We start from the raw sequence: 24,880 nt of genomic DNA, 5'->3' as shown, positions 1-24,880 counted from the left end.
AAGTCCGATAAAATCAGCATCGCAATGTTGATTTTATCGGACTTTTTTATCTTACCCGAAGGTCAATTCTCCTTTTTCCCCAACCGCACAGATATCGGTCTTCGTAGTCGAGGTAAAGGCCCCCTTGCGGTCAATATAGAAGCCGTTGGGGTTCGTCAGGAAATTCCAATACTCCTGCATCGCCGGTGCTACGGCGATGGTATGGCGGAAGGAATAAGGCAGAGTGCTGATATAGCGGGCCGATTTTGCGCCCAGCTGCACCACCAGTGTCTGACGCACGCTGTCCTTGCCGTTGCCGTCAATATAGAGATAGTTCCGTCCATCTTCCATATGGATTAGCACGGGCTCCAAATCCGTCAAATTAGCAGCTATTACCGTATCCTGTCCATTAAGCCGTACACGCACTGCCCCATCCATTTGCACTACTTCAATGACATCCCGCTTGCCATTGTCCTTTAGGGATGTCGTCAGTGGATAATAAGCCGAAAAGGGCTGGGCATAGGCCGCCGCTGTCTGCTGATAAGCTATGTTGAAAAGCTCCGGCTGTTCCCGGAACAGAATCGTAGCCATCAACAGACCTTCGGCATAGGAAGCAATCTCATAGGGATTGAAGTAGAAGGTAATCCCCCGCGGGTCTAATGTCCAGTTGAGCGTATCGCTTGAGGCTTCTTTTTGCAGTTTGGCCTCCAAGCCGTCAAAACTGCTATGGGGATAATCCTGCCGCAGCTGCTTGCAGATAGTCTTGACCAAGGCTTCCCTATCCTTCACCACCGCTGACAAAGGAATATTCGCACCGGTCAGCGGGTCGAGATTCACACCCTCCCAGGCATACATGCCGTGCACACCGCTGCTGCCCGTGTATTCCTGCTGCAAAAAACTAACCGCTACGGTATCCGCCCGCCGCATCTGTACATCAAATTCATACGACAGCGGATGATAGTACTTCAAATCATTTTGCCGGAACGCGATGGCCTCACCTTTCAGCTTCTCCTGCACCTGCTGAATTCGCCGCCATTCCCGTTGGTTGATTTTTTCAATGGCTTTTGCCAAAAGCGGATAATCGCGGCGAATTTCCGCATTCACCGCCAGCCCTGCCCACTTGGAAAGCAACAGTTCATGCTCCCCGCGGACATCACGGCCAGTCTCGCACTTTTGATGCATCTGCTTGGAAAAGCCACCCAAAGCACGAGGCGCGGCGCTGGCCACAACAGACAGGGACAGCAGCCCCACCAACAAGGCCAGCAGCAAGCTGAGACGAAATGTTTTCTTCACCAATCTCCCTCCATTCACCTTAACTTCAAGGAATCCACCCGCAGCAACAATTCCTGCAAATGCTCCCGGGTATGCTTCACGCGCAGTTCCGTAAGGGGATGTTCTTTCAGCGCGGTTGTCGTCAACAGACTTAAAAACCGGACGCTGGCCACAACTTTTATTTTGTCCTCCAAGGCACTGAGCACCGCCTTGTTCTGCGTGCCAAAGTAAAGCTCCATAATCCGCTGCCAGATGTAATCTGCAGTTTCCATACGGAGGCCCAAAAAGGCCATCGAATTATCCGGCTCGTCCTCGGTAAAGGATTTATAAGCCACATAAAGCCCCTGCAAGTCAAAGATGGGCTGACCTGTACACATGGTTTCCATATCAATCAGCATGGGATCCCCATCGCAGAGCAGCACATTTTTCATCTGAAAATCACCATGAACCACATGGTTATCATCCGGCAGGGCTGCCAACAATTTCCGCAGTCGTTCAAGAATTTCCGCTGGCAGATAGTCCTGTAACGCAGACAAAGATTCCAGCATATTGTCTCTGGCCATAGGCAGCACGCCGCGTTCCATTTCCGTAGCATGAACCTGCTTCAAACAGTCCACATAGAGCTGCATGAGCTCATCGAGCTGCGCTCTATCCGCTTCATATTCCTGCGCCCAATCATTGAAACTTCTGGCCTGCAGCAACTCAAACACCGAACCGTACTGATTGCCTACCCGCACAATATCATAGGCTATCGCCGTGGGAATCCCTTTGACAAAGGCCTGTTTGGCCCGTGAATGCTCCCTCTTAATCAGGGGAATGCTGGCTTCGCCCTCCCCATATACCTTGACAATCGTCTCCTCGTCCAGCCGGTAAACCTTGCCAAAAAAGCCCTCCGCAATAAGCTCGCTGCCTTCCAGACTAATTTCCCGATAAGCCTTCTGTACCTCCATAAACTCCGTAAAGCCCGTCATTTCCAGGATATTGTACACTTCCTTGGAAACCTCTATCATGGAAACCGGCTCATGTTTTTGAACTTTTTCCTCCTTGACCACCTGCATGATAACCCGCAGTCCTGCCGACGAAATAAACATCAGGTTCTTCGCATCAAAGATTACCACCTGATGCTCCTGTGCCGCCCGTTTTTTGGCAATATTACGCCCCACTTCAGCGGCATTGACCGAATCTATTTTTCCTTCCAAGGGAATGACCAATGTAAAATTATCCATGGGAAGCCCCCCTTAACGCCTGCTTTTTTGAGTAAATTCTATTTTTCCCCGAATAATTCCTGCCATTCCTTATAAATCAAAAAAGCAGGAAGTCTCAGCTCTGCTGTAAGACTTCCTGCTCTCCTTATCATCAATTACTGCATACTTACAATATGTCCGTCCTGAGCAATCGTCACCTTGCCTTGCTCCAGGCTGGCGGTCACATAAGCCACCCGGAAATCACTGCCCTGCCGCTCCACCTCGCAGAACTCCGTGTCCGGATGCGCAGCTACTACTGCTTCTTCGGCAATTTCCTCCGTAATGGCAGGTGTGCCCTGCAAAAAGAGCAAACCGCCCCAAACCATAATACCAGCTAACATTCCCAAATAACTTTTCATACAGAACCATCCTTTCTTATCCGTAACCCAAGGTTAGTATACAACTTTACACCTGTAATGTGGATAGTTTTACGGGAAGTATTCTGTATTCATCTTATGACTTATCCCCTCTTGTCCGTCTTATGTCTTCGTGGTAACATGAAGTCCTAAAGACTTGAATGACAAAGGAGCTTTCCACGTGCAATATCTCTACGTTTTTCTGGGTGGCGGCCTAGGCGCGGTCTGCCGTTATTTGGCCACCACAGCCATTAGTGTCCGATTCGGTATGACGAAACCGAACCAACCACCACACTGAACTTGGTCCAAAAATGTTTATACAAAAAGCCGTCCACTTGGTCTTGGACGGCTTTTCTCCCTCTACGACTGACTTTTGCCCGAGGGATTTACTGGTCGCTGTGCTATTTCACCAGCATGAGAAAAAGATAGTTGGCTACCAATCCTGCAATCAAAGAAAGCAGGAAGTCACGCAACATGGTTGAGAATCGCACTTTCAGCCCTCCCTTCCGCTGAGAGGTGCACAGCAAAAATTATTATAGCATTTTTTTTAGATATGTGCTACAATGAGCGTAGGTTGAGAAATGCATTAACAGCAGCGTTGCAAGTTGACTGCTTGCGACGCACGAAGTCCGCTTTTTGGACATTAAAAGCCACCCTTTTGGTCGAGGGTGGCTTTTTTCGTGCTTATTTTCCTATTGTGCCGCAGGCGCTGCCTGAGGTGGATTGTTGTTGTCTTCCATAGAGCTCTTGGAGGAGAGTTTGCTCTTTTGCTCCGTGATGAAGGCCTGCATGATGATGAAGACGCAGAGCAGTGCACCGACCACAATCTTGGTCCACCATGCCGACAGGGTCCCCTGGAAGCTGATAAAGGTCAAAATTACGCCCTGAATCAGGACACCGATAAGTGCACCGGGGATAAAACCTACACCACCGGTCAACAGCGTACCACCGATAACCGAAGATGCAATGGCATCCATTTCCATTCCCAGGCCATGCAGGTTATATCCCGTCAGCATAATCAGGCTGTAGGCAAGACCACCCATGGAAGCGCAGAAACCGGAAATAGCATAGACCATAACCTTCGTGCGGAATACCGGAAGGCCCATGAGCGCTGCCGAAGATTCACTGCCGCCGATGGCGAAAACAGCCCGGCCAAATTTCGTAAAGCCCAGCACCAGAGCTGCAATGGCAATCATAATGAGTGCCACAACTGCACCAATGGACACAAAGCCCACGCCCAAATCAATACGGTAGCTGGCCAGTGCCACCCAATCGGGATTGACAATCTGAATGGTGTCCTGCGAGATAACCGCCGTGAGGCCGCGGCAGAAGAACATACCTGCCAGCGTGATGATAAAGGGCTGCAAGTCAAATTTTGTAATGATATAGCCCTGCACCGCACCGAACACCGTGCCCATGACGAGCACCAGCAGCACCGCGAGGCTCAAAGGAATCCCCGTATTGGCGAGCAGCCATGCCAGCACCATGCAGACCAGCGCCAGCACCGCACCTACGGAAAGGTCAATGCCCGCGATAATCAGCGTAAAGGTGATGCCAATCGTAACGATAATCAGCGCCGCATTGTCAATAAAGAGGTTCAAAAAAACCTGCGGCCGCATAAAGCCCTTATAAATGGCCATGCCCGCTCCATAGAGAATCACAAAGAGCGCCAAGGTTACAAAGAAGGAGAAATACTTGGAAGCAATCATCTGATTGAGTTTGCTGGTCATAATTGCTTCACCGCCTTTCCGATTACTGCTTTGGTATCATTTTTCTGCTGGGAATGACGGGAAGCCTTCCACTTATCAAACATCTCCTGTGCCTTCTTGGACTGAATCAGGCAGATGATGATAACGGCAGCGGCCTTTACCACCGGCAGCTGGTCAGCCGAAACGCCCAAAGCGTACATGGTCGTGGTCAACGTCTGAATGGTGATGGCACCGATTACGGAACCGCCCACATAGAACTTACCGCCCGAGAGCAGTGTACCGCCCAAAGCGACTGCAAGAATCGCATCCATTTCCATATTGAGGCCCGCATTATTGGCATCAGCCGCCCGAATCAGGGAGCTTTCAATCAGGCCGGAAACGCCAGCGCAAAGACCGGAAAAAGCGTATACCAAAAAGATTACCATGGTAACATTGATGCCCGCGTATCTTGCCGCCGTCGGATTGATACCGACCGACTGCACAAAGAGGCCGATACTGGTTTTCTTCATCAGGATGGCCACCAGAATGACCATCGCCAGCGCAATAAAGATATTGGTGGGCAGAGGCATATTGGGCAGGAAGCCGGCAATATACTCGAAGGGTTTGTAGTAAACCGTGATAATCTGCCCTTCGGTCATGAGCTGGGCCACACCACGGCCAGCGGTCATCAGAATCAGCGTTGCCACAACGGCCTGAATCTTGAACTTGGCTACAAGCAAGCCGTTCCACATACCGCAAAGCACACCAACGCCAACAGCAGCCAGCATGGCAACACTCATGGGCATTTCGGCCACGCCGTCACCACGGCCGCCAATCAACGTGCAGACCACAGCGGCAGAGATTGCCACCACAGCACCAACGGAAATATCAATGCCGCTGGTCGCAATGACGAAGGTCATGCCCAAAGCCAGGATAATCAAGGAGCAGGAACGGTTCAGAATATCTACCAAGCGGCCATATAAATGACCGTCCTCGGTCATTTGAATGGTCAAAAATCCATCGACAAACAGGGTGTTGAATATGAGCAGTACCGTCAATGCCACTACGGGCAGGAAAAGGGAACTGCCACTAAATTTTTTCAGCATTTCCATCAGGCTGCACCTCCTGCAATGGCCTTCATCACGCCATCGGAACTAATGTCAGAACCGGTAAGCTCGGCCACCTTGCGGCGGTCGCGCATAACCACCAGCTTCGTGCAGGTACGCACCATCTCATCCATTTCCGAGGAAATGAACACCACCGCCATGCCCTTCTTCTTGGCCAGCGAAATAGCCATCTTCTGAATCTCGGTCTTGGTACCCACATCGATACCGCGGGTCGGCTCGTCCAGAATCAGCAGGTCGGGCTGGGTAGCCAGCCAGCGAGCGATAATGACCTTCTGCTGATTGCCACCGGAGAGGTTTTTCACGAGCTGTTCACGGCTCGATACCTTGATACGCAAGAGTTTAATGCAGTCATCGGCAATCTTGACCTGTTCCTCATAGGGAATGTGGCGCAGGATGCCGTCTTTGGCCTGCATGGCGAGGATGATGTTCTCCCGCACGGACAAATCACCGATAATACCAGATAGTTTGCGGTCTTCGGGGCAGAAACCGATTTTCTGTTCCATGGCATTCATGGGGTTCTTCAAATGCAGCTTCTTGCCATTAATGGACAACGAGCCCTTGTTGATTTCATTGATACCAAACAGGAGTTCTGCCGTTTCCGTACGGCCGGAGCCCAAGAGTCCGGCAAAGCCGATAACTTCGCCCTTGTGAATCTGTACATCCACTTCGTTGAGCTTGCCGACTGCGCCAATACCCTTAGCTTCCAGGAATACTTCGTCACTGGGCACACTCTTTTCAGCAAAGTTGTCCATATCCTTAACTTCGTTGAGGTCTTTACCAACCATCTTGGCGATGAGTTCAAGGCGCGGCAACTTGGCCGTTTCATAGGCGCCCACCAGTTCACCGTTGCGCAGTACCGTGATATGGTCGCAAATTTCATAAATCTGGTCGAGGAAATGAGAGATAAAAATAATACCTAAGCCTTGCTTCTGCAGCTGCCGCATAATCTTAAAGAGATGGGCAGTTTCTTCTTCGTTCAGGGAAGATGTCGGCTCGTCCAGAATCAAAATCTTGGCATCCACATCTACAGCCCGGGCAATGGCAATCATCTGCTGCAACGCCACGGAATAGTTGTCGAGTGTCTTGGTTACATCGATATGCACATCGAGTTTAGCCAGAAGTTCCGCCGCCCGCCGGTTGATGGTCTTCCAGTCAATCATGCCGAACTTGCGCGGTTCCCGGCCGATAAAGATATTTTCCGCTACGGTGAGGTTGGAGCAGAGATTGACTTCCTGATAAACGGTGGAAATACCGCAGTCCTGTGCATCCTTCGGGGTCTTGGGATTGATGGCTTTGCCGTTCAGGAACACAGTTCCTCCATCCCGGGGATATACGCCAGTCAGCACCTTTACCAAGGTGGATTTACCGGCACCATTTTCCCCCATCAGGGAGTGGATTTCGCCAGCATGCAGGGTAAAGTCCACATTGGACAGCGCCCGCACCCCGGGAAATTCCTTGGTGATATGCCGCATTTCCAGTAGTGCCTGTGCCATAGATGTCACTCCTTGTTGCGTGAATTAACGATAATAAAGCCGTGTCCGCACACATACGCTGTACGGGCACGGCTTGCATTAGTTTTTCATCTTAGTATTTGCGTTCCGGCAGGGTCTTAGCTGCTACATCAGCAGGGAATACACCTTCGTCAACGTAAACCAGTTTTTCAACTTTTTCACCGGCTAGAATCTTCTTAGCCGTTTCCATCAGGAGCTTGCCCTGAAGCGGGTTGCATTCTACGGTGCAGTTTGCTTTGCCGTCAATCATAGCCTGGAACATACCTTTTACGCCATCGATGGAGATGATGGTGATGTCCTTGCCGGGTTTGAGGCCAGCTTTTTCGATTGCCTGAATAGCACCGAGAGCCATATCGTCGTTATGAGCAAAGAGGATGTCGATTTTCGGACCATAGGATTTCAGGAAAGATTCCATAACTTCCTGGCCTTTCTGACGGGTGAATTCACCAGTCTGGGAAGCGAGGATGTTATACTTGCCTGCATTCGGAGATTTTGCCATAGCATCTTTGAAGCCTTCCTGACGGCGGATAGCAACGGAGGAACCAACAGTGCCTTCGAGAACAACTACGTTGTACTGGCTGCCACCATCACGCGGGGTCTTCTTTTCTTTAGCCATGTATTCGTCAATCCATTTGAAAACGTTGTTGCCTTCTTTTACGGAGTCAGTACCGATTTTAGCAACATAGAGGCTATCATCAGCCAGCTTCACATCGCGGTCAACAACAACGACCGGGATTTTGGCATCTTTAGCTTCTTTGAGAACCGTATCCCAACCCGTTTCTACGATAGGAACGAAGGCGATAATGTCAACGCCCTGAGCGATAAAGGAACGAATAGCTTTAATCTGATTTTCCTGTTTCTGCTGAGCATCCGAGAACTGGAGGTTGATACCAGCTTCTTCAGCTGCTTTCTTAATGGATTCCGTGTTGGCCGTTCTCCATTCGGATTCCGCTCCGATCTGGGAGAAGCCCATGGTAATCTTCTTGTCACCGCCACCGGACTTGCCGTTGTCCTTGGCCTGTTCACCACCGCCGCAGCCGGCAGCAACAATCATCATAACGCTTGCTAGTAATAATGCTATGAGCTTTTTCATCTCATCGTCTCCTTTGCTACATCATGATTCCGTTTGTGATTTCCGCGCCAATCTTCTGCTCCTCCCCCCTTGTGACGCTTTCAGCGCAGTTCGCTTGGTAATGTTGCATCTGTTCTCGTGCACACTTTAAGTTGCACACAATATAGTCTTTTGGCAAAAGTCAGACTATTAATGGTAGATAACAACATTTCCGTGCTCAATCACAACCATCTCTGTCTTATACGATACTCTTTCGCACAGCATTTGTCAATAGATTTTTATTCTTTATTTTTGTTCGAACACAAATCTTTATTACTTTTCTTTAGTGTAAAGAAAAGTAACCAAAAGAAAACTGCGGACTGAAATCCCATCACGGGATTTACGTCCGCTGGCGCTCATCCTTGAGCGCCAAGAGCCACCACTAATTCGATGCAAAAGAAAAACCGTCCCCTTGGAGGGGGCGGCGAAGCCGCGGGAGTCCAGTAGACTCCCCGGTGGTGGCAGCCGTTAGGCTGACGGATGAGGTGTTCTTTTACTCAGGTATTCTTCGCAATTACGGCGCCAACGATTGCACCGATAGCAGCCGCAGCAATTTTTTCGTTGCGGTTTACCTTTTCATCATGCTTGCGCTGCTCTTCCAGTTCTTTTTCCCGGCGCTCAAGCGCATCCTCGCGCTCTCTGGCTTCACGATAGCGCTCATACGCAGTCTTCTTGCGGTGTTCCCGTTCCCAATCTTCACGGCGTTCTTTTTCGTACTGCTCCCGCTCGTGCTTTTCCTTCTCGTATTTAAGCTGACGGACTTTTTCTTCATGGCGGGCCTGTTCCTCGCGACGTTCCTGCTCAATCTTGTCCCGCTTCTCCATATGACGGCGATGTTCCTTGCCAACATCCTCCCTATATTCACGCTCACTCCAGGAGGATTCATAACTTGCCGCATAAGCCGGGGCGGCCAACGTACTCCCCAGAACGCTAAATGTCATTAAGCCAGCCATCACGCCGCCTACTAACTTTTGCCACCTCAAACTTTTCATCACTATCGCTCCCATCCTGTCCAAAATTCTTCTCTAATTGAATAAAGGTTGACTATGCTTATAGTATACACAGTCAACCTTTGAATGTCTTTAGAAAGCGATTAAAGTTTGATTAAAAATCCGCATGCACCTGTTATCGCTTTATCCTCTTGCCGTTATGGAAAATGACTTCACACGATACTTTTTGTTATTGCGAATATATCGATCATCACTGCGACAGAAAAAAGAACATGGCACATAGCCATACTTCTCATCCCTGCGCAGGAAAAGATGTGCATATGACTCATCCAGCAATTTATGGAAACCAATCAAATGATAAAAATGCTCCGGCAAAAAATAAAAAGACAGTTCTATGACCTCGTCCTTATAAACTGCCGTAATATGATAATCCTTATCCAACAGTTCACTATAATCTTTAGCTGCTTCGTACAATAAATCCATATCTTCCCCCACAAACACAAAGGGCAACGCCTTAACGGCGCTGCCCCCTGCAATGTGTTTTTCTCTTTAGAAGAAACATTCTCCCTATCCGTGACATGGCTCAACACTAACCTGCCGAAACCTCGCTGACTACATCCACGGCGATGAACCTCAAGCTCAAACGGTTAGAAACGGATTGGCTACCGCCTCTGTACATATAAAGTATATCATGAGCGGGCCTTAAATACAAGAATTTCCCGCTCAAAACAGCCCCAATGTTTTCAGCACAAATACCCAGCAGAATATGGTAAAGCACGACAGCCCCGTAGTATACACCACGCAGTTCCCTGCCAAATCCGCGTCACTTCCCATCTGCTGTGCCATGGCGAAGCTGGCCACGGCGCAGGGGGAGGCAAAGATAGCCAAAAGTGTCACGAGTTCAATATCCCGAAAGCCCAGATAAATTGCTAGACTCAGTGCCACTGCCGGCACGATAACGAGCCTTGCCGTCACGCAACTGATGAGCTGTGGCAGATGATTATGGAAGCTCCCACCCTTGAAGGATGCGCCCAAGATAATCAGCGCCACTGGTGTTGTGGCCGCCGCCACCTGCCCAATGCCTTTGAGCACCGGCTTGGGCACGGGGAAGTCAATAAGCCGCAGGATAACAGCCACAATCGCCCCCATAATCATGGGATTTTTGAGGATGCCCAGCAGAATCGGCCACAGGGCAAAACGCCCCCCGCGGAAGGTTTCCAGCACGAATACCGCCAGCACGTTATAGATGGGTACAATCACCGCAATCATCATGGACGGAATGGCCAGTGCCGAATCGCCGAAGATATTGCCGACAATCGGAATGCCGAACAGCACGAAATTGCTGCGGAAGATGGCCTGAATCATGGCTCCCCGATGGCGATTGTCCTTGTCAAAAAAGCAAGTCAGCATGCCAGCCAGCAGGCATACCAGCAAAACGCCCGCGCCGCCGAACAGCATCAGGTAAGGCCGCACCGTATGGGCCAAATCCGTGGTGTAGATGTTATAAAACATCATGCAGAAGAAAAACAAGGTAAAGACCATACGGTTGGTATGTGCCAGTTCCGAATCCGTCATAAGCTTCAGCTTTTTAATGACCAGTCCCATAAAGAGCAGGGTAAAGAGCGGCACTACGGCCCCTACCGCTACCCAAAAATTATTCATCATATCCATTGACTTACCACCGATTTCCTTTCTGCCAAAAATCCGGCGTCAGCATAACCAGCAGGGTAAACATTTCCAAACGGCCAAGCAGCATAGAAATGCACAGAATGCTTTTGCTGAACACCGATAAGCCTGCATATGTGCAAGTTGCCCCGGCAATACCGAAAGCAGGGCCGATATTGCCCATGGTGCTGACGCTGAGACCCAGGGCATCAAAGACTTCAATACCATCTAAGGTCAACAGCAAAGCCCAAAAAGCGATAAAGAAGATGTATAAGAAAAAGAACTGTCCTACCCGCCGCAGGGTTTCCTCACTGACCCGGCTGCCGTTCAGACGCACTTCCACCACCCGGCGAGGCGAAAGTTTTTGATGCACCACAGCCCAGGCATTTTTCAGGAGTACCAGCACCCGCACCACCTTTATACCGCTGGCGGTGGAACCGGCACAGCCCCCGCACATCATCAAAAGCAAAATGATACCCTTGGAAAATGGCGGCCACTGCTCAAAGTCCGCCGACACAAAGCCCGTAGTAGACAGCGAGCCCACCTGAAAGGCCGCATAGCGCAGAGCATCCCCCAAGGCGAGCGGCATCGTCGCCGCAAGGTTCAGAAACACCAGCAAAATGGCCAGCCCCTGAATCCATAAATAGGCCTTGAACTCCGAATTACGCTTGATAACCCCGGGGCCCTTCTGCCAGATACGATAATAGAGGCCGAAGTTGCCTCCCGCCAATATCATAAAGAAGGTCATCCACCACTCAAAAGCCGGACTGTCAAAGTGCATGGCACTATCGTCGTAAGTCGAAAAGCCGCCGGCTCCAATGGTACTCATGGCATGCGTCAGTGCCTCATAGGGTGTCAGCCCGCAGAGCATATAAACCGACGCCGCCAAAAAGGTAAACATCAGATACATGCGGAAGAGTACCTTGGTCATATCCTTCAGCCGGGGCAGTACGCGTTCTTCTGTCGGCCCCGTGGTTTCCGCGTTGTACATATAAACAGAACTCTGCCCGGTCTGGGGCAGCAGCGCGATAAATATCACGATAATGCCCAACCCGCCAAACCAATGAGTCATCATACGCCAGAAAAGAATGCTGGCAGGCAGCCCCGACAGACTGTTAAACACTGTAGCCCCAGTGCCGGAAAAGCCGGAAATGCTTTCAAACACCGCATCCAACGCATTGAGGTAGCCGCCACAGACATAGGGAAGCATGCCCAAGCCGGTTGCCAAAGCCCAGCCAAAGCCCGTAATAGCAATGCCCTCGCGCATGGATAAATCCGTTTCCCTTTTGCGGCCATTGGCTTGCAGAACCAAACCGACCGAAGCACTAAGCCCCAGCGCCACCGCAAAGCCGGAAACACTGCTCTCAAGATTCCACAAAGCCATGGCAAAGGGGATAAACATGGTGATGGTTTCCGCCATGACCAGACGGCCCAGCACATAGTAAATAATGCGTATATCCATCCCTTACCACCTCTTTTGGAAACTGCGCCGGCCCATGTCCAACAGCACCAGGAAGGAAAATATTTCCACCCGACCCATGACCATCAGCAGACTGCAAAAGATTTTGGCCCAATCCGGCAGAATATGCAGATTCTCCAGCCCAAACAGTGCACTGGATGCACCGGTACTGGTCAGGCACCCGGCCGCCAGCCCCAAAGCCTGTATAATGCTGATGCCCGACAGGGAAAGAATCATGGCAAAGACGAAAAACGCCGTCATGTAGAGATAGAAAAAGGCCAAAATTCGTCCCACGATTTTATCCGGCACCGGCAGCTTATCCACCTTGATGGAAAGAACCATGCGAGGATGCAAAGTACGGCGCATCTCCGCCCAAGCCAGGCGAAAGAGCACCAATAGACGCATGATTTTAAGGCCTCCAGTTGCCGAACCGATACAGCCGCCCACGAACACCAGCAGGAAGAGCACATAGCGGTCAAAGGAGGGCCAGAGCCAAAAAGGTGCCGCCACAAAGCCATTGGTGGAAATAAAAGACATGGTTTGGAAAAAGCCATAGCGCAGGCTTTCCACCCAATCATAGGTTCCCGTAACATAAAGATGCCCTGCCAGTACCGCCCCCGTTATCAAAACCACCCGCAGGAAATTGCGGATTTCCGTATCCTTTAAGAGCCACAAGATACTCTTGATTTTCCAGGCCTTCCAGACGAGCAGCAGACTTAAACTGGACATGAGCATAACCGCCATGGCCGCCAGTTCCAGAGCAGGATTATTGTAATAAATGAAGGCATACACGGAAGAACCGCCGCTGGAGGATATGGTCACCATGGCCCGCAGCAGCGACTCAAAGGGATTCAGCCCGGCCAGATAGAAAACCCCCGCCGCCGCCACCGTCAAAACGGCATAGACCGTCGTACCCTGCCGGGCCGACTGGGCCATTTTATTCCAGACGGGACTGAAAAAGATGGACTGGCGGGCCGACAAAGTCAGACCAAAACAACCGCTGACCTGCGGCAGTACCGTAACCATCACCACCACAAAGGTCAGCCCTCCAAGCCAGCTCATGACGCTGTGCCAAAGTATCAGCCCCGCGGAAGCTCCATGCGGTCATAGGGCAGACAGGAAAGCCCTGTGGTCGTCAGCGAGGACATGGCCTCGAAAAAGGCCGATGGAAAACTAGGAAATATCCCGGAAATGGCATAAGGCATCAAACCGATAATGCACATCAAAAACCAGACAAAGGACATGAAGTACACGCCCTCCCGAATGGTAAGCTGCCGTCCCCGGTGCTCACTGGAACCCATTTTTATCATCACGCGCCCCAGTCCATAAGCAAAGGCCGCCGGCAGCACAAAAAGCCACGCTTCTGTATCGCCCCAGATAAGCGTGACCAAAAAGGGCACGATAAGTGCCCCTGCCATAAGTATTGACATCTGCCCCATCAGGAGCCAGAAGAGTTCCAAGCCGTTTTCCTTTTCCATGCGCATACTCTTGCGACCTTAGGCACAAGCGCCTATTCCTTTCCCTTGAAATACTTGATAACCTGCTGTGAAAACCGGGTCTGGATAAAGAGGATGGTTCTGTCTCCAGGCTGCAAAACCGTATGACCATTCGGGATGCTGGCTTCGCCGTTCCGCACATAAGCACAGACCAGACATTCCCGCGGAAGGTTTACCTCCATCAGCTTCTTGCCGGCCACCGGCGCACCTTCCTGCACGATAACTTCCACGGCTTCCGCCTTGGCCCCTTCGAGCAGGGAGACAGATACCACCCCGCCGCGGCGGGCAAAGGCCAGTACCTCACTGGCCGACAGCAAACGCGCCGACAAAACGATATTGACGCCGACTTTCTCCATCAGTTCCACATACTCATTGCGGGACACACGCACGACCGTCTTGGTCTTATTGCCGGACAGATGACGGGCCAGCAATGCCAGCATGAGATTCAACTTGTCATCCTCCGTCAGGCACACCACCACATCAGCGTGGGCCACATCCTCTTCCACGAGCAGGTCAATATCCGTGCCATCCCCGCAGATGGCAATGCCGTTGGTGAGCATTCCCGCCATGAGCTGGCAGCGTTCCCTGTCCTGGTCGATGACCTTCACATGGACGCCCTGTTCATCCAGCTGTTGGGCCAGCGCACGGCCGGCACGGCCGGCACCGATAATCAGCACCCTGTGCAGCTTGCGGGCATCCCGCTGCACAAATTTCTGGCTGAACTTCTCGATTTCCTCGGGTATCCCGATAAAATAGGCATTGTCATGGGGCTGGAAGCAATCATCACCATGAGGGATAATCATGCGATGGTCGCGGAAAATCATCCCGGCCAGCACCCCTTTGGGCAACTGAATATCCTTCAGCGGAATCCCTGCTAAAGAGGATTTGCGCTGGATTTTCGTTTCAAAGAGCCGGATTTTCCCGTGCGCAAAGTCTTCCACGTCCAATGCTGCCGGGGTCATGAGAATCCGGTTGATTTCGTTAGCAGTGATAAGCTCGGGATTGAGCATCACATCAATATCAAAGTTTTTCTTGAGATAATCCTTGGCCTCCGACATGAACTTCATATCGCGGATGCGGGCAATGGTATGCTTGATGCCATGTTTCTTGGCCAGTACACAGGCCACCATGTTCACTTCGTCACTGGCCGTCACCGCAATGAGAATATCCGCATCCCGCACATCCGGGTCGTCCATGGTAATGGGGCTGGCGCCATTGGCCGCAATCGTCAGCACATCCAGCGTATTCTTGGCCGCCTCCAGCTGGCTTTCGTCCTTGTCGATAACCACCACATCAAATTGTTCCTTGGACAAAAGCTCGGCAATGCTGTACCCCAGCTTCCCGGCCCCCACAACAATAATACGCAAATTATACCCTCCCCGCTGACCGTTAATCTTTCATACATTTTTCAGTTTATTATAACGCCATTCTTCAACCTTTGTCGATAGACAAAATTCATCCATAAAAAACCCGCTATGCTTATAACAAAAATAAATATTGCTAAGTTTGCCTTATATAAACATTTATATGACCAGATTATAAAAAAACCGTCAAAAATCGCTAAAATCCGCCAAAAACAGGCGAGATTTTTATGTAAAGTTCCTTCACTGGGAATAATTCCATGTGAATTAGGACTTTTGGGCAATATCGGTAACTTTTACTACTTCACAAGGAGAGTTTCATAGTGTATACTGTATATCGAGTTGTTAAGGATTTACTCTATTCCTTTGCTTCGCTAACAACAAGGAAGCATAAGTTACCGTCCCTGATAATCCCCAATAGGTAGCTTATGCGGTGTTTTATTTGTTGGAGGTGTTTCCCCATGATAGTCGATAACGTCCGCGTTATTATCGAGAACGGAACATTTTCAGCGGAAGATGCGCAGTATTATATCAATCGCATTAAAAAGACCTCGAAATTTTCCCTGAAGAAGGTTATTTTTAATCGATCTGATGCGTATTTAGATATTCGTTATTCGTTTGAGTCAATCCCCTTCGACCGAATTAGACGAATTCCTCTGAAAAAAGAGTCCTTCGAAAATCGCGCAGTAAACAACTGACGTGCGGCTTCCCCAGCCGTTTTCTGACAGGAATAAGCCCCTGAAACCATCGGTTTCAGGGGCTTATTCCTTTTTATATGCTCAACAGTTGAATTTGAAACCGTCCAGCTGCCAGATTTTTCCGCTTAGGGACTTAAGTATGCCATTGGATTCCACGGTGAGTTCCGGCTGAATGTTTTTCTCCGGGAACACCAGGAGGCTGGCGGCTTCTTCGCCATGCTGGAAGAAGGCTTCCACCGCGGTTTTGTCCACGAAAATCTGCAGCGAGAGGTTTTCATCGGCAAACAGGCGGAAGCGGCGCACACCCCGGCCGCCATTGCGCATTTCATTGCGGTCAATGGACATAACCTGCGCCTTGAGGTCATAGATAAAGCGCAGTTTCTCCGCACCAAAGGCAATGGTGATGACGATTTCCTTGCTTTCGCCCAGTTCCATATCCAGAAGAATTTCCGAACCGTCAAAGAGCGTGCGGCTGATTGCTGTCGTATTCTCAACTTCCAGTTCCACTGCCGTCTCCGCAATGCGCAAATCCTTCATTTCCCGCGCCGGACGGGAGTAAATATGGCCCTGACGCAGACGCAGCTCACGCGGCATGGTCAGGCTGTACTGCCAGCCCATTTCCGCCGTGGGATATTCGTTATCCTTGTCAGGCATCCCCATCCAGCCAATCAGAATCTGGCGCCCTTCATGCGTCAGCACCTGCGGTGCGTAAAAGTCAAACCCCTTGTCCAATTCCTGGAACTTGGTGTGCTGCATCATATCCATGCTGTCCAGAGATAAATGCCCTGCGATATAACCGGCCTGATAGAGGTTCTGCCGGTCAAAGGCTCGTTCATCCAATCCCTGCGGACAGAAAATCAGCACATCATAACTGCCAAACTGCACGAGGTTGGGACATTCCCACATATAGCCGAACTCCCCTAAGCGGGTCTGTACCTCACCCAGATTCTTCCAACCCTCCGCAGTTTCTTCGTAAACCAGCACCGTACCTGTTTCGTCCGCTTCCCGTTGAGCACCAATCACAAAGTACCGCTTGCCCCGCCGCGTAAAGAGATAGGGGTCACGGAAATGGCCGGTAATGCCCTCCGGATGGTCCGGCACAATAATGTCTTCCTTCTTAATCTGACCGCCCTTCAAGCTGCCAAAACGCTGCGCAGGAATCCGCACGCCATCTTCCTTGCGGTTGCAGGTATAAAGCACCCGCAGCTGTCCGTCTTCCACGGTGCCGCAGCCGGAGTAACAGCCATCCTTATCGTGGACATCATCCGGCCACAGGGCCAGTTCCGGTGTGCTGTAATGTATGAAATCCCTGGTTGCCGTATGCGCCCAGCACTTGTTCTTATGCTCACAGCCCAGCGGGTTCCACTGATAAAAGACATGGAACTTGCCATCGCAAAAAGCCAGTCCATTTGGGTCGTTAATCAGACCAAAGGGCATTTCCAAATGGAAACGGTTATGCCAGCGGTGTTCCATCGGGAAACCAGCTTTTAACTTTTCATCTATTTCCTGCTTATTGAATTTTTCCATATGAGTCACCTTCCTTATTACAAAAGGCTGCCACCCGAAAGCGACAGCCTCAACTCTTTATTCTTCCGGCTTAAATAACGTAAAGGTCAGCGCAAAGGCAACCCCAAAGCCGATGAGATTTACAATCACATATTCCAGCAGATGGTCAAGATACAAGAGCGTACCCGGCAGAACCGTGATACCCATGCCCGTACCTGCCAGATGCAGGAAGCTGGCCACGCCGCCAGCGCAGGCACCGCCAACGAGTGCATAGAGGAACGGCTTCATGAAGCGCAGGTTGATACCGAAGATAGCCGGTTCCGTAATGCCCAGGAATGCAGGCACAGCAGAGGAAATGTAGAGCGCGCGTTTCTTCGGGTCCTGCGTCTTCATGGCAACAGCCACAGCCGCACCGCCCTGCGCTACGATAGCACCGGTGATGATAGCATTGAAGGGGTCAACGCCCGTAGTAGCCAGGAGCTGTACTTCCAGAGCGTTAAACACATGATGCACACCAAATACTACGATAACCTGCTGCAGGCCACCGACGATGAAACCGCCGATACCCATAGGCATCTGCAGGAATGCGGAAACCGCACCGAAAATCGTCGTTTCCAGAGAATGCATGATGGGGCCGATGATGAGGATACCCAGAATCATGGAGATGAACAGGGTAACAAACGGCGTAACAATCAGGTCGATAATATCGGGGACTACCGTCTTGAGGGCTTTCTGCAGTTTCGCAGCAAAGATACCGAGAACAAGTGCCGGCAGAACAGAACCCTGATAGCCAACGATACCAATGGTCATACCGAAGATTTCCATCGGAATGGGCTTCACATCGCCACCGGCAACCGCCCAAGCGTTTGGCAGCTGCGGGCCAACGAGCATGAGGCCGAGCACCAGACCGATAACCGGCGTGCCGCCGAAGCGTTTCATCGTGGACCAGCAAACGAGTGCCGGCAGGAAGATGAAGGCCGTATCCGTGAGGATCTGGCTCAGGAGCAGTACATTATCGCTGAACTGTACGCCGAGACTCTGTGCTGCACCGCGCAGCCCCATGAACAAACCGGTTGCCACCAGTACGGGGATGATGGGTACGAATACGTCACCCAGCGTACGGGAAATCTTCTGCAGCGGCGTCATCTGTGCATAAGCCTCTTCCTTATTGCTGACACCGGAGAAATTCGTGCCCTTGACGAATTCTGCAAAGACTTTGTCCACAAAGCCCGTGCCCAGGATAATCTGATACTGCGCAGCTGCAAAGAACTGGCCCTTTACGCCATCGATGTTTTCAATCGCTTTCTCATCGATTTTGGACTTGTCGTTAATGATGAGGCGCAGGCGCGTAGCGCAGTGTTCTGCATTGCGCACGTTGTCCATGCCGCCTACATATTTTTCAATGAGCTTGGCCACGCGGGCTTCCTGCGGAAGGTCCGCGTATTCGTCGTCAGCCGTCACCGTTTCAGCCTTGGCTTCAGCTTCAGCAGAAACGATTTCCTTATCGCCCAGAGCAATGGTGATTTTGTCAAATTCAGTGGAATTGGTTACAACGAACGGTGTAGTGATGTCATAACCTGCCGCCTTGATGGCCTCGCCGTCAAATTCCAGCAGCAGCTGGCCTTTTTTCACCGTTGCGCCCTGCTCCACATGTGCCGTGAAGTGCTCGCCATTCAGTTTCACGGTATCCAGACCAACATGAATCAGCAGGTCTTCACCGTTCACACCATGAATGCCGATAGCGTGCTTCGTTTCGAAAAGCACCGTAATTTCACCGTCAACGGGAGCGTAAACCTTCCCGTCCGGGTTCTTTACCGCTGCACCAAAGCCCATGGCCCCGCTGGCAAAAGCCGGGTCATTCACCTGGGACAGTTCCACCAGTTCGCCTTTCAGCGGGCTGTCCAAACGAATTTCCTTCATAGGAAATGCCTCCTTCTAAATATTCGCGTCTTCAAAATATAATTCCTGCAAGGGTAAAATATGAAACCAATTTCATATTTACAGTTTACAAGTTCCATATCGCTTTGTCAAGATTGAACTTGCAAAAATCCGTCAAAATCGGTCAAGAGTCTCTCTTTCATCTCAACAATAAGATACTATGTACAGCCGAAGCGGGGGCAAAAGGCACGACTACGCTAAGCCGCTGTTCCTTTTGCCCCCGCTCCGGCCCTGTTAGTTTTCTTTCATTTTCAAGAACCTCGCAAAACCTCTGCTTAACCTCGCAAATCAAAAATAGTGTCAAACGCCGTAAAAATAAAGGCTTTGCAGGGATCTATCCTATTTCCTTTAATGTCAACCTCGCAAAATCGTCCTATAACCTCGCAAAATCACCACTATCCTAAAAGGACTTTATTCCACTACTGCCGGACCAGCTTCATAGGTACGATTTGGGTCATATTTATTGCCCTTGGACTTAATCAGCTTTCTCTTCATTAAATTATTCAGTCGTGTTCTTACTGTATTGTCTGACTTTCCAACATAAGCAGCTAATTGCGCACGACTAGCGTTCCCACGATTTAATATATATGCCAATATAGCCTGTTCCATATAGTCAAGCTGTCTCCAGACCGAAATACCTACATTGTTCAGTGCATACAATTCTCGACGCATCCTGCGCATTACAATATTATTCTTCAAGACTAATTTCAATGTTTCACCATTTTCGCTGTACACTGGCTCATCCAAAAAGAACTCTGCCATATCACTGTATATACGGTTCACGCCTTCATTAAGCTCCCTTACCCAACCAAATTCCGTCATAACACGAGAAATCCGCGGATTTCTGGAATACCGAGTTTCCTTGATATTCTCTAGCGTCACAATATTAGGCAAACGGCCAGGGCTTTCCACTTCTAAACGGTCGTCATACATACTTACTTTAATAAAATTGCCACTCATAGCATATTCACGGTGAGTTACTGCATTTACAATTCCCTCCAGCCATGCAAAATCAGGGTACTCTGGCACAACACGAAATTTTCCTTCCCTAACATCCAACATAGTAAATTCTCTTAACTGCGTGGCAATGAACTCCCTTGCTGCATCAATTATCCGTAGCAGCGGAAGCTCTATGCTCTTGTCTCGAATGATATTTATTCTTGTTCCTGTTTTAGCCGAGTCTCCTTCATAACGCAAAAAGCGCACACGGCAATTAGGATAGAACTTAGCTATATTCCTGGCAAAAAGCAATACTGCTGCATTTGTCAGATAGTCTCTATCGTCCACTTTCTTGATAAAACCTCTTGCATTCAGCACTTGCCAATCTGTAGACTCATCTGCATCTAACCTATGACGATATTCCCTAAGCAGCTCCTCATCCAAATCCTCTAAAGTCGCATCCCTATTGATTTCGTCCTCAAAATGACGCGTGCTTTTAGCATATTCGAGATTTATCAAATCTTCGCCACGAAGTTCCTTTGTCTTATCTCCTATACGCAAATACGTACGGTCATCACTTGTACGGATAATTTGATCTATACTCTTTTGTACATGAAGCAATAATAATCTGTCCTGCTGCCCCTCTTCATTTTCTATTTCTAAAAATTCTTCATCGCATTGAGGCATAGGCTTACAACAATCTTTACGTGCAGCTATCAATCCATTCACACGCTCTTCACCTACAGAATTTATTCCCTCTAACCTGCGGCTCTTATCACTAATTCCTATAACAATCGTACCACCATCTGCATTTGCAAAAGCCGATATTAAGGGAGCTAAATCAGCAGGCTTGATTTTTGCAGATTTCCTATCAAAATATTTATTCTCATTTTCATTTTGCATATACTCCAAATTAAGGAAAGGATTAATATGTGATTGGATTGCCAATTTTTTCCCTCTATTCATCAACTCTTATGTGCGAATAATATACACTGCTCTAAAAATACGCTCAACTTAATCATTATAATCTATTAACATATATTTGTCGATATCATAATAACCATTCATTGCTTAACCATTTTCCATACTCTATTTTTGCCAAAAATACTTCTTTTCCGGTTTTGGTTCTTGGTCTTCATTAAAAACTCTTAACCAATTATTCCCAGCATAGGACTCAATAGACTCAATAATCTTTTTTACCTTCTGTTTATCAAAATCTGACTGTGGATAATATATCATAGATTGCCCAAATCCATAGCCATCATACCTGGATACTGGTATGCTCCAAATCCCCTTATCACGCTCATTTCTCGGTAACAAAACACAATCATCAGCCTTAGCTAACGCATTATAAGGATAGTAATAATCATCAATCATTACTTCTTGTATTGTTCTATAAAAAGTAGAATTTTTATACCATCCAACCACTGCGGGATGATGAGTATCTAACGTAGCACACCATATCACAAGAACATCATCTACATACTCAGCCTCCTTATCAGCCATATTTCCTGTAATATTTTCTAAATGTATAGTATTAGTTACTCCATGATTATGCTTAGGTTCCACAAACCCAAAGCATACTTCCTCTCCATCAGCATCTTTCGTAGGATAGAAATTTGTCACCTCTCCACCTGTACCATTTTCGTCAATATAACTGCCACCTCTAGAAGGTTGGTCATAGAAAGTAACCCCTTTGTAATACTTCATGGAAGTAATCTTACAAAAAATAACATTCATTTTACATACCTTCTTATAGTTTAATTTTGCCATTTGATTTCGTAATCAATCATAAATTGCAGGTCTTCCACACTTATTACAAAATTTTGCACTTTCAGGAAGTCTATATCCACAGTTTTGACAGTATTTATATCCTGCTAATACACCAGCTGCCTCTGGATTAAAATGATTGTTACATTTTAATTTATCTTTTTCTTTATGTCCTACGTTATGATACCCCTTCTTTAATTCTCTATAATCAATTTTATACTTGTTTGCCAGGCTATCCAATTCCCCATCCAACTGGTCTGAATTAGGATATTCCCATTCTGTGTCTCGAAATCTCTCATCATGTGCCCATAATCCATTAGCATGTAAAAGCTCATGATAAATCACATATTTAATTGCCTCCCGGCTTACATCCGGCGAAGATAACAGCTTATTAATACGTATTCTATAAGTATCCGAGCTTAATTTATGACATATCCCTAACCAGCTTTTAACGACTCGTTCGCTCCAACTAATTGCTATCACATTTGCCGTTTTTAATGAAGGATACGCACTATAAATCTCATTGGATAATTCTTCAATATCATAATAGTCATCTACTAAATGATATTCTTTCCTTTCATCCTCATTATATATTTCTGCTTTTTTATATGCTGATAATATATTTTCGACTGCACGTCTGTAAGAAACAAATTGTGGATACAAGGATTGTATTCTTGATGATGATTCATACTTTTCTTGTAGCCAATATATCGCTCTTCCACTTAAATCATATACACAATCAGGATACTTTTCTAAAACCATCTGCGCCATAAAATGCGGATCAGCAATATCTGTTTCTGCCAATTCATAGTACGACGGCAACTCTCTTTTCTCTTGTGCATAAATAAGTAAATTATCTACATCTTCACTAGAGGGCTGAGTACATTCTGCAAAATAATTGTCTTTAATAAATTCAGCAGAACGATTCTCATCCAAAAGAACATCAAGATACTTCTGCATATCTTGATATGCTTCCAACTGATCATTTAATACTATTACAGCAGACTTATTTGGAATCGCATACCAACCAACAGGCCATCGTGGAAGATCTTCAATTACTTCCCAATTAGTTTTAATATTTTTGCTTATATTCCGATATATTTCAACAAATTCATCCAGTGGAATGATAGTATTCTCATCATCAGTATTTTCATCATCTTCTAATTCAATATTTTCATCATAATTTTCATCTTCAACAATATCATTTATTTCATTATATCCTTTATCATCCGCTATAATATCATGTACATCCACATCTTTGAATACATCCAAGTCTTTCGGTTTGAACCAAAAATGTAACATTTCCCATTTATCGTGAAAATCGACAATGTAAGCTTCTTTCGTTCCTCCTGCATAAGGGCCTCTTAATGCTCGGCCAATCATTTGCATAAAAAGTGAATCACTATTTGTTTCTCTAGTCATAAAAGCAGTTTGTATATCTGGTACATCAGCTCCTTCCGTTAAAATTTGAACATTAATTAACACGTCAAATGCATTTTCACGAAAAGCTTGAATAACATCATGGTTATCAGTTTTTCCCGAAACTACATAATCACAGGCAATTCCTGCTGTAGAAAAAATATCATATAGTTCTTCCGCATGATTCTTATTGATTGCAAAGATTATAGTTTTCCCATATTTTTTACGATTATCCAAATAATGATTTACTATACATTTATTCCTAGCTACATTACAAGCTATTCTATCAAAAACAGCTTCAGGCAATTCACCGAATTGCTCGAAAAACTTGATATTTTTTTCATCAATATTATATACTTTATCACCATGAATCTCTGTATTGACTGGTATATAACGTGGTGTAGCTAAATATTCGTATTGTATTAAGTGTTGTAAGGAAACCTCGTAAATAAACCCCTTTCCATATTTCTCCCGATTTTCCTCTACATTAAACATCTTCATAAGCACCTGATTATCTTGTAAGCGTTTTGGCGTAGCAGTTAGCCCCAGCAATATCATGGCAGGATTAATATGACGAATTTTCTCTAGCACATTCTGATATGACTGCATTGGAGCATGGTGAGCCTCATCAATGACAACAACTACTTTTCTAGCTCCTGGCGTCCCCAGCATCCTCCGAATGAATCGCATACCGTTTCTGGTAGCTACGGACATTATAGAACAAACATTTATATCATAGCCTGATGATTGCGACATTCCAGCATGTTGACCAGATATTGGCAGGATCTTTATTTTCTTTATTCCATGTTCTGAAAGTATTGGAGCTACACGGCAAAATTCCTTCAATGCCTGTCCCACCAATTCCTGCCGATGTGCAAACCAGATAACACGATACCCTGCAGGGATAACACTTTCCATAAGCCATGTAATTGTCGTAAATGTTTTCCCACTTCCTGTTGGCATTATGAGTAAACCACTTTGTTCTTTCGTACAGTTACCTGACAAATCATAATACGCATTTAGCGCATTTACAGCCTCCTGTTGATGAGGCATCATCAGCTTTCTTCCATCTGACTTTGACTTAGTTGTATTGATTGTATAGTCCCATTTTCCCGCATAACTCATATACGCCGCCCACTTTCTAATAGAATCTCATATTCGAATACTTCGACATTGATAAAAATTTTTCCTCTATCATTGCTTATATGCAATAGCTTCTGGCGAGGCGGTTAGTGGTTGTTCTAAGCGCAGCGTTTGACAGTTGGCGTAAAGAAAATAATTTTTGCCCACATACAAAAAAACTCAAAGCACTTTTGTCTGAACGCAGTGAGTTTAAGTGCTTTGAGTTTTATAAAAGGCAAAAATGATTTTTAGCCAGATGTCTTAGCGCA

The 24,880-nt window shown here is 47.7% G+C and carries 19 protein-coding genes; all 19 read right to left on the bottom strand.

Annotated features, from left to right (window positions below; all coding sequences use genetic code 11):
* Positions 1-51 precede the first annotated feature (51 nt).
* Entirely contained in the window at positions 52-1,272 is a 1,221-nt protein-coding gene (locus P157_RS14780; protein WP_026759679.1) for an RsiV family protein, read from the bottom strand.
* Positions 1,273-1,286: 14 nt separating this feature from the next.
* Positions 1,287-2,477, bottom strand: coding sequence for a phosphotransferase (locus tag P157_RS0102790; protein ID WP_026759678.1), 1,191 nt, complete (start codon positions 2,475-2,477; stop codon positions 1,287-1,289).
* Positions 2,478-2,611: 134 nt separating this feature from the next.
* Positions 2,612-2,854: a hypothetical protein gene (locus tag P157_RS0102785; protein WP_026759677.1), complete on the bottom strand. Its 243-nt coding sequence runs from the start codon at positions 2,852-2,854 to the stop codon at positions 2,612-2,614.
* Between the two features lie 689 nt (positions 2,855-3,543).
* Positions 3,544-4,581 carry a galactofuranose ABC transporter, permease protein YjfF gene (gene yjfF, locus P157_RS0102780; RefSeq protein WP_026759676.1) on the bottom strand — a complete coding sequence of 346 codons (1,038 nt, stop codon included), beginning with the start codon at positions 4,579-4,581 and terminating at the stop codon, positions 3,544-3,546.
* Positions 4,578-5,651, bottom strand: coding sequence for an ABC transporter permease (locus P157_RS0102775; protein ID WP_026759675.1), 1,074 nt, complete (start codon positions 5,649-5,651; stop codon positions 4,578-4,580). Before P157_RS0102775 ends, yjfF begins: the two co-directional genes overlap by 4 nt.
* Positions 5,651-7,159 (bottom strand): sugar ABC transporter ATP-binding protein, encoded by a 1,509-nt coding sequence (locus P157_RS0102770; protein WP_026759674.1) that lies wholly within the window; start codon positions 7,157-7,159, stop codon positions 5,651-5,653. Before P157_RS0102770 ends, P157_RS0102775 begins: the two co-directional genes overlap by 1 nt.
* A 91-nt stretch (positions 7,160-7,250) precedes the next feature.
* Complete coding sequence (locus tag P157_RS0102765) at positions 7,251-8,270, bottom strand: ABC transporter substrate-binding protein (RefSeq protein WP_026759673.1); 1,020 nt, start codon at positions 8,268-8,270, stop codon at positions 7,251-7,253.
* Positions 8,271-8,785: 515 nt separating this feature from the next.
* Complete coding sequence (locus tag P157_RS0102760; protein ID WP_026759672.1) at positions 8,786-9,280, bottom strand: hypothetical protein; 495 nt, start codon at positions 9,278-9,280, stop codon at positions 8,786-8,788.
* A gap of 141 nt (positions 9,281-9,421) precedes the next feature.
* Positions 9,422-9,721 (bottom strand): PBECR4 domain-containing protein, encoded by a 300-nt coding sequence (locus P157_RS0102755; protein ID WP_196243097.1) that lies wholly within the window; start codon positions 9,719-9,721, stop codon positions 9,422-9,424.
* A 240-nt stretch (positions 9,722-9,961) separates the two neighbouring features.
* Positions 9,962-10,903, bottom strand: a complete 942-nt coding sequence (locus P157_RS0102750; RefSeq protein ID WP_026759670.1) for an AEC family transporter — start codon at positions 10,901-10,903, stop codon at positions 9,962-9,964.
* Positions 10,904-10,913: 10 nt separating this feature from the next.
* Positions 10,914-12,365 carry a TrkH family potassium uptake protein gene (locus tag P157_RS0102745; RefSeq protein ID WP_026759669.1) on the bottom strand — a complete coding sequence of 484 codons (1,452 nt, stop codon included), beginning with the start codon at positions 12,363-12,365 and terminating at the stop codon, positions 10,914-10,916.
* A gap of 3 nt (positions 12,366-12,368) precedes the next feature.
* Positions 12,369-13,424, bottom strand: coding sequence for a TrkH family potassium uptake protein (locus tag P157_RS13670; RefSeq protein ID WP_051598462.1), 1,056 nt, complete (start codon positions 13,422-13,424; stop codon positions 12,369-12,371).
* Positions 13,425-13,441: 17 nt separating this feature from the next.
* Positions 13,442-13,840 (bottom strand): hypothetical protein, encoded by a 399-nt coding sequence (locus P157_RS15710; RefSeq protein WP_051598461.1) that lies wholly within the window; start codon positions 13,838-13,840, stop codon positions 13,442-13,444.
* Positions 13,841-13,872: 32 nt separating this feature from the next.
* The gene (gene trkA / locus P157_RS0102735) at positions 13,873-15,225 is read right to left on the bottom strand and encodes a Trk system potassium transporter TrkA (RefSeq protein WP_026759668.1); all 1,353 of its coding nucleotides are present in this window, start codon (positions 15,223-15,225) and stop codon (positions 13,873-13,875) included.
* Between the two features lie 773 nt (positions 15,226-15,998).
* Entirely contained in the window at positions 15,999-17,444 is a 1,446-nt protein-coding gene (locus tag P157_RS0102725) for a glycoside hydrolase family 32 protein (protein ID WP_026759666.1), read from the bottom strand.
* A 57-nt stretch (positions 17,445-17,501) separates the two neighbouring features.
* A complete protein-coding gene (locus P157_RS0102720) occupies positions 17,502-19,343 on the bottom strand; it encodes a glucose PTS transporter subunit IIA (RefSeq protein ID WP_026759665.1) in 1,842 nt (613 codons plus the stop codon).
* Between the two features lie 429 nt (positions 19,344-19,772).
* Positions 19,773-21,248 carry an ATP-binding protein gene (locus tag P157_RS0102715; protein ID WP_230578429.1) on the bottom strand — a complete coding sequence of 492 codons (1,476 nt, stop codon included), beginning with the start codon at positions 21,246-21,248 and terminating at the stop codon, positions 19,773-19,775.
* Between the two features lie 141 nt (positions 21,249-21,389).
* The gene (locus P157_RS13665) at positions 21,390-22,040 is read right to left on the bottom strand and encodes a hypothetical protein (protein ID WP_051598459.1); all 651 of its coding nucleotides are present in this window, start codon (positions 22,038-22,040) and stop codon (positions 21,390-21,392) included.
* A 45-nt stretch (positions 22,041-22,085) separates the two neighbouring features.
* Entirely contained in the window at positions 22,086-24,614 is a 2,529-nt protein-coding gene (locus P157_RS0102705; protein ID WP_080695367.1) for a DEAD/DEAH box helicase family protein, read from the bottom strand.
* Positions 24,615-24,880: the final 266 nt, after the last annotated feature.

This window comes from Selenomonas ruminantium AC2024, from assembly GCF_000687995.1.
Taxonomy (GTDB): Bacteria; Bacillota; Negativicutes; order Selenomonadales; family Selenomonadaceae; genus Selenomonas_A; species Selenomonas_A ruminantium_B.
The sequence above is the reverse complement of the archived record's forward strand: the minus strand, read 5'-3'. Positions and strand labels throughout refer to the sequence as shown.